10 protein-coding genes and 1 pseudogene are annotated in these 12,524 nt (G+C 58.0%); 5 read left to right on the top strand and 6 right to left on the bottom strand.

All coding sequences use genetic code 11. The features are described from left to right. The first annotated feature begins 2 nt into the window (after positions 1–2). The 4 genes from MEB48_RS07840 to MEB48_RS07825 all read left to right on the top strand — a co-directional run bounded on the left by MEB48_RS07840 (position 3) and on the right by MEB48_RS07825 (position 4,129). Entirely contained in the window at positions 3–1,412 is a 1,410-nt protein-coding gene (locus MEB48_RS07840) for an MBOAT family O-acyltransferase (RefSeq protein WP_237883406.1), read from the top strand. Beyond that, on the top strand, positions 1,412–2,587 hold the full coding sequence (locus MEB48_RS07835) for an alginate O-acetyltransferase AlgX-related protein (RefSeq protein WP_237883403.1): 1,176 nt from the start codon (positions 1,412–1,414) through the stop codon (positions 2,585–2,587). The genes MEB48_RS07840 and MEB48_RS07835 overlap by 1 nt, the downstream gene beginning before the upstream one ends. A gap of 226 nt (positions 2,588–2,813) precedes the next feature. Next, complete coding sequence (locus tag MEB48_RS07830; protein WP_237883401.1) at positions 2,814–3,374, top strand: YSC84-related protein; 561 nt, start codon at positions 2,814–2,816, stop codon at positions 3,372–3,374. A 236-nt stretch (positions 3,375–3,610) separates the two neighbouring features. After that, entirely contained in the window at positions 3,611–4,129 is a 519-nt protein-coding gene (locus MEB48_RS07825; protein WP_237883399.1) for an isochorismatase family protein, read from the top strand. Positions 4,130–4,222: 93 nt separating this feature from the next. On the opposite strand, the gene MEB48_RS07820 is transcribed toward MEB48_RS07825, so the two are convergent. Continuing rightward, the gene (locus MEB48_RS07820; RefSeq protein WP_237883398.1) at positions 4,223–4,567 is read right to left on the bottom strand and encodes a cupin domain-containing protein; all 345 of its coding nucleotides are present in this window, start codon (positions 4,565–4,567) and stop codon (positions 4,223–4,225) included. 358 nt (positions 4,568–4,925) lie between these two features. Here MEB48_RS07820 and MEB48_RS07815 point away from each other — a divergent pair, with 358 nt between their 5' ends. Then, the gene (locus MEB48_RS07815) at positions 4,926–5,990 is read left to right on the top strand and encodes an alpha/beta fold hydrolase (protein ID WP_237883396.1); all 1,065 of its coding nucleotides are present in this window, start codon (positions 4,926–4,928) and stop codon (positions 5,988–5,990) included. A gap of 76 nt (positions 5,991–6,066) precedes the next feature. Here the strand turns inward: MEB48_RS07815 and MEB48_RS07810 are convergent, their stop codons facing one another. From MEB48_RS07810 to MEB48_RS07790, 5 genes and pseudogenes are all read right to left on the bottom strand, one after another. Beyond that, positions 6,067–6,366, bottom strand: coding sequence for a hypothetical protein (locus MEB48_RS07810; protein ID WP_237883394.1), 300 nt, complete (start codon positions 6,364–6,366; stop codon positions 6,067–6,069). 184 nt (positions 6,367–6,550) lie between these two features. Then, positions 6,551–6,631 (bottom strand): annotated as a pseudogene (locus MEB48_RS07805) (copper-binding protein); the annotation flags it as partial. Then, entirely contained in the window at positions 6,628–9,786 is a 3,159-nt protein-coding gene (locus MEB48_RS07800; protein ID WP_237883392.1) for an efflux RND transporter permease subunit, read from the bottom strand. The pseudogene MEB48_RS07805 and the gene MEB48_RS07800, both read right to left, overlap by 4 nt. Beyond that, positions 9,783–11,267 carry an efflux RND transporter periplasmic adaptor subunit gene (locus tag MEB48_RS07795; RefSeq protein ID WP_237883390.1) on the bottom strand — a complete coding sequence of 495 codons (1,485 nt, stop codon included), beginning with the start codon at positions 11,265–11,267 and terminating at the stop codon, positions 9,783–9,785. The genes MEB48_RS07800 and MEB48_RS07795 overlap by 4 nt, the downstream gene beginning before the upstream one ends. Then, complete coding sequence (locus MEB48_RS07790) at positions 11,264–12,520, bottom strand: TolC family protein (protein ID WP_237883388.1); 1,257 nt, start codon at positions 12,518–12,520, stop codon at positions 11,264–11,266. Before MEB48_RS07790 ends, MEB48_RS07795 begins: the two co-directional genes overlap by 4 nt. Positions 12,521–12,524: the final 4 nt, after the last annotated feature.

The raw sequence follows: 12,524 nt of genomic DNA, 5'->3' as shown, positions 1-12,524 counted from the left end.
CCATGGTTTTTGCCTCTCTCGAATTTTTGACGTTGTTCCTGCCGCTGTTCCTGTGCGCCTATGCCTTGTCCCCGGCCGCCTGGCGGAATGTCACGCTACTGATCGGCAGTTGGCTGTTTTATGGCTGGCTGAGCCCACGATTCCTCGCTGTGCATGTGATGCTGACGATCACGGCATGGGTGGGTGGCTTATTGATTGATGCCTGGCGGCAGGAGAGCAAGGGCCGTGTGCGAATACTGGTGGCCCTGATCGTGCTCAACACAGCAATGCTCTGCTGGTACAAGTACGCCAACAATGTCGCCGGCACATTGAGCGAAGCGATGGTCTGGGCCGGAGCCGCGCCCCTGTCCTGGCAGCGGGTCATCATGCCGGCCGGATTGTCGTTTGTCGTGCTGCAGGCGATTTCCTACCTGGTGGATGTGCATCGTCGCACCGTGCCGGTCGAGCGCAGCTTCATCCATTACGCGACCTATATTTCGATGTTCGGCCATTCGGTCGCCGGCCCTATCATTCGCTATGACTGGGTCCGGCGCGAGTTGCATCGGCGTTCCTTCAACCTGCAAAATTTTTCGCTGGGTGCACGCCGGTTCATGCTCGGCATGTGTATGAAGGTCCTGGTGGCCGACACCCTGGCGCCCGTGGTCGACGTGGCGTTCAGTGTGCAGAACCCCAGTTTTTCTGACGCCTGGCTGGGCTGCCTGGCCTACTCCCTGCAACTGTTCTTTGACTTCGCCGGCTACAGCTCCATGGCCATCGGTCTTGGATTGATGCTGGGCTTCCACTTTCCGGAGAACTTCAACCACCCTTATCTGGCCAACAGCATCCAGGATTTCTGGCGCCGCTGGCACATGTCGTTGTCCAGTTGGCTGCGTGACTATCTGTATATCCCGCTGGGTGGCAATCGCAATGGCCCCTGGAAAACCTATCGCAACCTGTTCCTGATCATGGCGATCGCCGGCCTCTGGCATGGTGGCGACAATTGGAATTATCTACTGTGGGGCTGCGCCCATGGCATTGCGTTGTGTGTTGATCGTGCCTGGAACCGCTCCTCCCTGCCCCCTGTACCGCCCGTGCTTTCCCATGGACTGACACTGCTGTTTGTCTGCCTGGCATGGACACTGTTCCGCGCCCCCGACTTTCACAGTGCACTGAGCCTGTATGCCGGACAGTTCGGGCTGCAGGGCATCGCCCTCAGTGAAGAACTGTCCGCGACCTTACGCCCGGTACATGGCCTCGCGGGCTTGTTGGGTGTGTTAGGTATCGTCGCACCGCTGCTACGCCCTTACGCTGAAAAACACCGGGTCGGCATAGCGCTCTACCCCGCCGCCCTTTGGCCCATTGTCGGTTTCATGCTGTCGTTCGCGCTGACCGCCAGTCGCGAAACCGTACCCTTTCTGTACTTTCAATTCTGATGAAGACGCCAGAGCACACCCTTACGCTTGCTCAACCTGACGATCCGGTCGCACGCACCCGTCCATTGGCAGGCGCATCGCTGCTGATATTCCTGTTCGTCGGGCTGCTGTCCTCTGGCTGGCTGATCGGGTCAGGGCAACTAGAGCCGCTCCCCCCGAAATTATCGGCGACGCAGATGCTTGACGGCGCTATCACCCATCAAATCGCCAAGGAGCTGTCGAAAGCCGCCTTCCCCACCACGTTCGCCAAGCTGGAACGCGGTGCCAGTTGGCTCCTGCTCAATGACACGGGGCCCAGGGTTCGTTCAGGATGCACTGACTGGTTGTTTCTGGCCGATGAGCTAAAGGTCAATCATCAAGCGCAACGTAATGCCGATGCCAAGCTGCAGGCCGTGATCGATCTGAAAGAACAGCTCTCTCAACGACACATCAGCTTGCTGGTGGTCATCGTTCCAGACAAGAGCCGCATCGCTTCTGCACAACGTTGCTCACTGCATCGCCCGGCGTCTTTCGAAGAACGCATCCAGTCCTGGACGGCGAAGCTCAATGTGGCCAGGCTGGCGAATCTGGACCTGACCGGTGCACTGGCGCCACTAGGACCCCAAGCCTATTTGCGTACCGATACGCACTGGAGTGAATCCGGCGCCAAGGCTGCAGCCGAAGCTATCGCGCAGCACCTGAAAACCCTGGGCATCAGCGCAACACCACACCGATCGTTCAACGAAAGTCACGCCCCGCTCGCCATACGGCCCGGCGATCTGGTGCACCTGGCGGGCATCGACTGGCTGCCGCTTGAATGGCAACCCACACCCGAATGGATCGCCCAGACCAGCATCCGCGAAATTCCCGACGTGTCGGCCGACAGCGCTGACAATGAGGGAGACCTTTTTGGTGATGCCGACTTACCCAACACCGCTCTGATCGGAACCTCATTTTCGCGCAACTCGAACTTCGCAGGGTTCCTGCAACAGGCGCTAGGGGCTCCGGTGGGTAATTTCGCAAAAGATGGGGGCGCTTTCTCTGGCGCCGCAAACAGCTACCTCAACAACCCGGCCTTCAAGGAAACACCGCCAAAATTGATCATCTGGGAAATCCCGGAACGGGACCTGCAGTCGGCATACGCCGAAGAGGATCGATCGCTATTGAATGACAGCCTTCATGAAGCAAAAGAATAGCTCGCTCTCTTCCGGAAACGGACGACGAACCCCGCCCATACCCAGCGGTCAAAGCAAGTGATGACATCGCCAATGATCAAAGGCCTCTGGCCTGCTTCATTCAAGGGCGAAGCCAGTAGTTCACACACTTTAGGGTGCGCTGGATAATGTCAGCAGGCTCGGATTTCTGCCGAGGGCAGGTGCTGACGGCTACTCACATCCAATGCTCCCGTATTGGAGTACTAAAATGACTCAGTCAATGCGGTTCTTCCTATCGATCATCCTTGCGACAGCCTCACTGGCATCGGCGAGCTTCCTGAACACGGCAGGAGCGGCAACCGCCGAGGATCTGGATGTCGATTCTCGGCAAGCGTTGCAAACTCTCTACAAGTCCACACCTTTTGCTGAAAGCATTTCGCACAACGCCAAAGCGATTCTTGTCTTCCCGAAAATCATCAAGGCGGGCCTTGTATTTGGCGGCAGCTATGGCGAGGGCGTGTTGTTGGAGGGCAAGAAAGTAGAGAATTATTACAACTCCGTAACCGGGTCATGGGGGCTGCAAGCAGGCGCCCAATCGTATGGCTATGCGGTTTTCCTGATGACCGACAAAGCCGTGGACTACATACGTAAAACCAAGGGTTGGGAAATCGGCGTAGGACCCACTGTTGTTATGGTTGATGAAGGGGTGGCGAAGAATCTGTCCAGCACGACAGTGAAGGACGATGCTTATGCGTTCATTTTCGACCAGCAGGGGTTAATGGCCGGGATCAGCATCGAAGGAACCAAGATTTCCCTGATCAAGCGCTGAAACGGTCGTTTTTTGGCGCACGGATGCGCCCTCTTGCCAACCAGGTACCGTGCAGATACTGTCAGCGCTATGAATCAGCCACGCATTGCCTCGACCACCACTACCACGACCGCCCAAGGCGGGTCGTGAGAGGTGTCGTGAGCCAATAACGCACGAACTTCAAAAGGCCCGCCAGTGATGGATAGGGCCTTTTCTTTTGCCCTTGCGTCACTGGTCCAAACGCAAGGAAAAGCACGATGTACGCACTGTTGATTCTCGATATGCAGGTTGGATTGTTTCATGGCCCGGATAAACCATGGGCTGGCGAAGCGTTGCTGAATACTTTGAATAGCCTGTTGAGCAAAGCCCGGAAAGCAGGCGCACCGGTTTTTCTTGCTCGCCACGTAGGTCCGCCTGGCTCGCCTATCGAACCTGCAAACCCGTTGACGCAACTGGTGCAGGAACTTCTGCTACAAGGCGACGAGGTGGTCTTCGAAAAAAGCCGACCCAACGCTTTCGCCATGACCGACCTGGCCGATCGGTTAAAAGCTTGTGGATCTCAAGGCGTGGTCATTGCCGGAATGAAGACCCAGTATTGTGTCGACAGCACCTGCCGCGCTGCACGATATCTTGGGTTCGATGCAGTGCTGATCGCCGATGGTCATACCTGCACCGACACCCCCGCGTTGAAGGCCGAAAGTATCGTCGCTCATCACAATGCAACCCTGGCGGGCCCATTCTGTCGTGTCGTTCTTGCTGAGAACTGGCACTTCTAACCGGCATTGATAGATCGGCTCAAGACTGGGTCGATCTGCCCTTCTGTCAGCGTCGTTTTCGGTTGGGTCGCGTGTCAGATGTCGGGCCTGAGCTTACTCTTGCCTGACAATATCGACCGAGATCTCCACCGCTGGCATCGTTCCTCTGTTCTCGAGCCAGTGGGTGGTGTTCCTGTCCTCGGGCCAGCCCACTCCCGGCCCATAGTCCGTAGCGACTCCATTTCGATGGTCAGTGATCGTTCCTTGCAGTATGTAGACAGTGCCTGGCCTGTCTTTATGGTTATGAATCGGCCCGAAGACGCCTCCAGGCTCGATGATCACCATACGCATTCTAAGCTGGCGCCCTGCCATGCCCTCGATCTCAGGCCCAAGGTCAACCGTTGCAAGTAACTTCACCGCAACGCCTTTAGTCTCAGGTGCCACCTGTTCGTTGCTCATGGTGCTCTCCTCTCTGTACATACAGGGCCTGACTAGAAGTAAACACCCTAAAAGACGGGAAAGCTCGTTGGGCAGAAGGCGGAAATTCCTGATGTACGCATAACGCTGTATGAACGTCGAAGCAGGAGTCTTGCACCGCCGTCACAAGGGGATAACCCGCTTCATAAAGAATGTCGAGGTCATTTCACAGCTGCTCCGCTGTGTATCGCAGTGTGTCTGGCCAGCCTCTTGATACACGGGTTTTCATCTGGCCTCCGATCCGACACAAGCCAGATACGTCGCCGCGTTCAAATGCAAGCCAGGTTTAAAGGGGATCACCCAGCCCCCCTGGCCAACGGCTTGCAACGGAGACATCACCATGAAGATGGCGCTGCAGAACAAAACCGGCAAAACTCGTCGCCGTCTGGTCGGCTCGTCAATCCTCGCGCTCACCCTGCTCGGTGCTCTCAGTGCGGCCCACGCACATACGACCGCAGCTGTGCAGCCAGAAGCGATCGGCGCCAGCACCACTCATGCGTCACCCTCCCCGTTCGGCCCGCTGAAGCATGTCAGCGCCGGACTGTTGAACGTGGCGTACGCCGAAACAGGCCCGGCCGATGGACCCGTAGTCATTCTTCTGCACGGCTGGCCGTACGACATTCACAGCTATGACAAGGTCGCGCCATTGCTTGCAGCAAAGGGCTATCGAGTGCTGATGCCATATGCACGTGGCTACGGTGATACGCATTTTCTGTCCGGGAAAACTGTTCGCAATGGTCAACCGGCCGCGCTGGCAAGTGACGTCATCGACTTTATGGATGCGTTGAAGATCAAACGGGCGGTGCTCGGCGGCTATGACTGGGGCGCGCGTTCGGCCGACATCGTCTCGGCGCTGTGGCCAGAACGGGTCAAGGCATTGGTCTCGGTCAGCGGCTATCTGATCGGTAACCAGGCGGCCGGCAAAAATCCGCTGCCACCCAAGGCCGAGTTGCAATGGTGGTATCAGTTTTACTTCGCCACCGACCGCGGTCGCTCCGGGTACGAGAAAAACACCCACGACTTCGCCAAGTTGATATGTCAACTGGCGTCGCCGAAATGGGCGTTCGATGACGCCACTTTCGACCGCAGCGCCAAGGCTCTGGAGAACCCCGACCATGTCGACATCACCGTATTCAACTACCGCTGGCGCCTGGGGCTGGTTCAAGGCGAAAGCCAATATGAAGCGCTAGAGCAGAAACTGGCTACGGCGCCTTCCATTAGCGTGCCGACCATCACCCTCGAAGGCGATGCCAACGGCGCGCCGCACCCTGCCCCCGAGGATTATGCCAAGCGCTTCACCGGTAAATATGAGTTCCGGCTGATCAGCGGCGGCATCGGCCACAATCTGCCGCAGGAAGATCCACAGGCATTCGCCAAGGCCGTGATTGATGCGGACCACCTTTGAATCCGGTCTCACATCCGTGCACTTCCCCGATAAGCACCATCACAACAACGGCTCGTTTCATTTAACGAGCCGTTTTCTAGTTTTTGCACTCCGCCAACACCACATGGCAGGTATCCGGCGTTCCACCGGATCGGCCGGCATAGCGTATGCAATTAGCCAGGGATTTTTCGCGAGCCATGTTCAAGGTATCCCCCCAAGCCAGGCCGCCCTCACCGGCAGTGGGTAGCGCTTTTGCATAGCAGCTTGAGCCTATGTTTGAGGCCGAATAGCGAGCCGTGGCAGCGTTGCCTGCACATCCCGCCGTCATTCCCAGGTTAATGGCTAGCAGGGAGGACAGGATCCATGACGAGCATCGGCGCGCTGTTTTTCCGGTCATCCCGTTTCCCCTGTAGAAAGAGGCGTGAGTCACGTCTGTGCTCGCGTACTACTCAGATTAGACGGTGTTGCGCATGCCCTTGGCCCCGTTTGGCGGACTGATTTGCGCTAGCCCTGACATTGGCGATTGCTCTCCATGCTTGGCAGCCTTTTTAGGACGCTGCCACGTGAAATCTGAGTCCGGTAATTCCCGGCATGTCCTCTGCCGGGGCAGAAAAAGACAGCATAACTACGGTGCTAGCAGCTGCAATCAGGGTCAGTTTCATACGACTTTTCCTTGAGGTGTAATGGGTACAAATTGGAGGTGCCGACGGCGCATCAATCGATAGGCTGCCGGAATGACAAACAGGGACAGCAAGGGAGCGGTGATCATGCCGCCAACCATGGGCACGGCAATGCGGCTCATGACTTCGCTGCCGGTGCCGCTGCCCAATAGGATGGGTAACAGACCGGCAATGATCACGGTCACGGTCATGGCCTTGGGTCGAACGCGCTGCACAGCGCCTTCACGAATGGCCGCCACCAGCCCGCGCTCAGTGCTGTCGCCGAGGTCTTCACGTTCGGCCCATGCGTTTTTCAGGTAGAGCAGCATGATCACACCAAATTCCGCGGAAACCCCGGCCAAGGCTATGAAACCGACCCCGGTGGCGACCGACAGGTTGAAGCCCAACAGATAGAGAAACCATACCCCCCCAGTCAGTGCGAACGGCAGAGTGGCCATGATCAGCAAGGCCTCATCGAAGCGGGCAAAAGTCAGGTAGAGCAACACGAAGATGATCAACAGCGTGGCCGGCACCACCAGCTTGAGTCGAGCGTTGGCTCTTTCGAGAAATTCGAACTGCCCTGAGTAGCTCAGGCTCATACCGGGCTGTAACTTGACCTGATCGCTTACGACCCGGCGTAGATCGGCGACCACCGAGGCAATGTCCCGACCACGCACGTCGACGTATACCCAACCAGAGGGCCGTGCGTTCTCGCTTTTGAGCATCGGTGGGCCGTCGCTGATCTTGATCTTCGCCACAGTGCCAAGGGTGATCTGGCTCCCCAGAGGGGTGTAGATCGGCAATTGTTCCAGGGCGCCGAGCGAGTCGCGCCACTCCCGTGGGTAACGTACGTTGATCGGGAAACGTGCGAGACCTTCAATGGTCTCGCCGACGTTTTCACCGCCGATAGCACCGGCCACGATGGACTGCACATCAGCGATGTTAAGCCCGTAACGAGCGGCGGACTTGCGGTCGATATCCACGTCGATATAGCGGCCTCCGGTCAATCGCTCGGCCAGAGCCGAACTGACACCGGGCACGTCCTTGGCTACTCGCTCGACCACCTGGGTGACCGCATCGATTTCCGCCAGATTGGTGCCGGCAACCTTCACGCCGATTGGGCTCTTTATACCCGTCGCCAGCATGTCGATACGGTTGCGAATCGGCGGTATCCAGATGTTTGTCAAACCGGGTACGCGCACCACGCGATCCAGTTCCTCCACCAACTTTTCCTGAGTCATGCCTGGACGCCATTGCTCGTGTGGTTTGAACTGGATCGTGGTTTCGAACATCTCCAGCGGTGCCGGGTCGGTGGCAGTTTCGGCACGACCGGCTTTACCGAAGACATGTTCGACCTCTGGCACGGTCTTGATCAGGCGGTCAGTCTGTTGCAGCAGTTGCGCCGCTTTCTGCGCAGACAAACCTGGCAGAGCTGAAGGCATATAGAGCAGGTCGCCCTCGTCCAGCGGGGGGAGAAACTCGCCACCCAAACGCGACATTGGCCATAACGCACTGACAAAAAACAACAGCGCCACCAGCAATGTGATCTTTGGTCGACGCAAGACTGCGTCCAGGGCTGGTTGGTAAATTCGAATCAACCACCGGTTCAACGGGTTCTGTTGTTCACTGGGAATTCGCCCCCGAATCCAGTAGCCCATCAGCACTGGCACCAAGGTCACTGACAATCCCGCCGCTGCGGCCATGGCGTAGGTTTTGGTGAACGCCAATGGGCCGAACAGTCGCCCCTCCTGTGCTTCCAGGGTGAACACCGGAATGAACGACAGGGTGATGATCAACAGACAGAAGAATAGTGCTGGTCCCACTTCAGCCGCGGCTTCGGTCATCACATGCCAATGATGTTCACCCTTCAGTTCCTCTCCAGGATTGGCCACGTGCCATGCTTCAATCTTCTTGTGGGCATTCTCGATCATCACCACGGCGGCATCGACCATGGCGCCGATGGCGATGGCGATTCCGCCCAAGGACATGATGTTGGCGTTGATACCTTGGTAGCGCATGACGATGAAGGCAATAAGCACTCCCATCGGCAGAGAGATGATTGCTACCAGCGATGAGCGCAAGTGCCAGAGAAAGACCCCGCAGACCAACGCGACGACGATGAACTCTTCGATTAGTTTGTGGCTGAGATTTTCCACCGCGCGATCGATCAGCTTGCTGCGATCGTAGGTGGTGACGATTTCCACCCCGGCCGGCAAACTGCTTTTAAGTTCGTCGAGCTTGGTCTTGACCGCTGCAATGGTCTCGCGAGCATTCTTGCCGCTGCGCAAAATCACCACGCCACCGACCGTCTCGCCTTCGCCGTCGAGTTCGGTGATGCCACGCCGCATTTCCGGTCCTGATTGGATCGTGGCGACATCGCCAAGGGTCACCGGAGCACCACCCGCACCCAATTTGAGTGGAATCGCCCGAAAGTCATTGAGCGTCTTCAGGTAGCCGGAAGCCCGCACGATGAACTCGGTCTCTGCCATCTCCAGCACCGCCCCGCCGGTTTCCTGATTGGCCTTGCCGATAGCGTCGGTCACCTCAGCCTGAGTGATACCAAGGCTGCCCAGTTTCAGCGGATCAAGCTGCACCTGGTACTGTTTGACCATGCCACCCACAGTGGCCACTTCCGCAACGTTGGGCAGCGTCTTGAGTTCAAACTTGAGAAACCAGTCCTGAAGTGCGCGAAGCTGTGCCAAATCGTGTCCGCCGCTGCGATCCACCAGTGCGTACTGGAAAATCCAACCCACCCCCGTCGCATCGGGTCCCAACGCTGGCTTGGCACTGGCCGGCAACCGACTCTGTACTTGGCTCAGGTACTCCAGCACCCGTGAGCGAGCCCAATACAAGTCAGTACCGTCTTCAAACAGCACGTAGACAAAGCTGTCACCAAAGAAAGAATAACCACGCACGGTCTTGGCGCCCGGCACCGAGAGCATGGTGGTGGCCAACGGATAGGTCACCTGATTCTCGACAATCTGCGGCGCTTGTCCTGCATAAGGGGTGCGGATAATCACCTGCACATCGGAAAGGTCTGGCAGTGCATCAATGGGCGTGCTCTGCACTGACCAGATACCCCAAGCCGTAACGAACAACGTCGCCAGTAGCACCAGAAATCGGTTGGCGACCGACCAACGAATCAGGGCAGCAATCATGGCTGGCTCCCCGATTTATCCAGGCGCTCGACACGCAAGCCATCGTCGGTCTGGCTCACCGCGACCCGAACCTTGTCACCCGCCTTGAGGCCCTGCATCAGCGCCGGAGTGGCGAGAGGGAAAGTCATCGTCATGCCAGGCATGCCCAGCGTCTTGAAGGGACCGTGGGCGAGCGTGACGTCTTTGTCGTTGATCTCAACGATCTGCCCATCCGCTTCATGAAAACTGGCGACTGCCGCACTGGGTGGTGACTCTTCCTCCGAGCTTGCAACGATGCCCTTGAGACTGGCCTCGGAATCGAGGAGGAACTGGCCAGACGTAACCACCTTCTGGCCTTCTTCCAGACCTTTCAAAATCGCCGTCTTGCCATCGCTTTCCTGCCCGAGTTGCACCTCCACTGGACGGTAGCGGCCCGCATCTTCGGCGAGCATCACCAGGGCACGTCGGCCAGTGCGAATCACCGCTTCGCTCGGAACCCACAATACACTTTGCTCAGCTGTACGATTCAGGCGGACCTGCGCCGTCAAACCTGGTCTCAAGCGCCCGTCCGGATTGGGTAACTCGACACGTACGCGAAGGGTGCGGCTGTCCGGATTGGTCTCGGGCAAAATCGCGCTGACATTGCCACTGAGCGTTGCCCCTGGAAAGGCTGGCAAGCGCGCCTCGACTGCCTGGCCCACGGTGATGGCTCCAGCATCCGATTCTGGAACGGCCACGGCCAGCCAGACACTGCTCAGGCCATTGACGCGTGCCAGAGTCTCGCCAGCCGCCACGGTCATACCCGCACGTACGTTCAACTCTTGCAGCACGCCGCTGATGGGGCTGGTGAGGGTCAGGTTCGGTTGGACTTTGCCACTGCGCTCTACCTGGGTGATTAGCGCAACCGGCATCCCTGTGAGCCTCAGTCGCTGGCGGGCCGCAGCCAACAGGTCGGCATCCCCATTGCGCTTGAGGGCAAGAAACTCTGTTTGGGCAGCGGCCCACTCCGGCACCAGGATATCCGCCAATGCCGCGTTGGCTTTGAGCACATCACCGGGTGCATGGGCATAGACCCGCTCCACAAAGCCCGGCGTGCGTGCCTGGATCACAGCGACATCACGTTCGTTGAACGCCAAGACACCGGTTACTTCGAGGCTGGACTCAAAGACGCTACGAGTGACGGTCGCAAAACGCAGACCGAGATTCTGGGTCAGACTCGGATCGATACTGACGGTCGCACGCTCCCCGACGCCACTGCCGTATTGGGGGACCAGTTGCATGTCCATGAAGGGGGACTTACCCGGTTTATCGAACTTTTGCTGCGGGTACATGGGGTCGTACCAATACAGAGCCTTGCGTTCGTCCGGTGAATTGAGGCTCTTCTCCGGGGCGGTACTGGGTACTCCGCTCATGCGCTGGGGAGCGAACCAGTAACCACCGGCCACACCCAATGCCAGCGAGATGCCTGCCAGCCATGCCCCATTCCATTTTGTAAGGTTCATTGGCTGGACTCCCCATAAGCAAAAAACAGACGCGCACTGGTCAGTGCTCGCTGTTCTTCCACGTCGATCTGTTTGAGTCTGGCTTCGATGAGTTCACGTCGGGCAGTAACAACGGCGTTTAAATCGCCTTTGCCGGCACGGTAGCTGGCCATGCTGAGTTCGACCTTTTCCCTGGCCAGCGGCAACAGGCTTTCCTGGTTCCGGCTTACCGCACGATTCAGGCGCTCATAGTCAGCCAGTTCGTTTTCCAGTTGCTGAGTGTGCTCGCGTGACAGGGCATCGCGCTCAGCCTCAAGCTGACTGAGTTCAGCCTGTTTGGCTGCGATTTTGGGATTTTGCCGAGAGTCAGGAAACAGCGGTAGATCCCAGGAAAATTGCACACTGACCATGTCGCCAAACTCACGGCCACGGCGCTGGTAATCCAGTTCCCAGCTCCAGTCCGACTGCTTCTCCGACACGGCTTCACGAACCTTGGCTTGCGCTTCACGGGTCATCGGCGCAAACGCTGCCAACTCGGGATGGTGTTGCAGTTTATGGGCGTAGCTTGAGGGATCGACAGGCCATTGAGGCAAGCCGCCCACAGGCTTGTCGTTGGCGGCGGAGCCGATCCAGCGTTTTAGGGCCGCTCGGGCCTGTATGCGCTGACGAATCAGATCGTCCTGTTGCTCCGCCAGTCGAGCCGCTTCTTGCTTGGGTGTCACCGCATCGGCGGGTTGAGCGCGGCCAACGGCAATCTGGGCCCGGATAGTATCGGTCAGTAGGCGGTTTTCTTTGTAGAAGTCCTGGAACAGCGCATCTTTTCGCTCGACCGAGTAGCTGCTGATCCAGGCCAACGCCGTGGACTGGCGTACGTTCAAGCGTTCGACTCGACGCTCTGCCGCGGCTCGATCAACGGCCGCATCGGCGACCTCAATACGCGCTTTGCGTTTGTCGCTATTGGGCATCTCTTGCCTGACCCCGACTATTTGCATGGTCATGAAGTCCTGGTCAATGCTCCAGCGATCCGGGCCGCCGATGGGGTAGTTCTGCACACCTGCCAGCAACTTGGGGTCAGGTAATTCACCCGCTGGAATAGCCGCACTGCTGGCAGCCTGAATTTTGGCGTCTTGTGCGGTCAGCGACGGTGCATTGGTTTCAGCCAGCCGCAACGCTTCATCGAGTGTCAATGCGCCAGCGAAGCTCGGCAATGCCAGTACGCTTGCCGCCAGACCGGCCACGAGGGACCAACCTGTGCAATAGCACTTGGAGTTCATGTTT

It is taken from the genome of Pseudomonas sp. PGPR40, assembly GCF_022014505.1.
GTDB lineage: Bacteria > Pseudomonadota > Gammaproteobacteria > Pseudomonadales > Pseudomonadaceae > Aquipseudomonas.
This window is presented reverse-complemented; position numbering and strand designations above follow the sequence as displayed.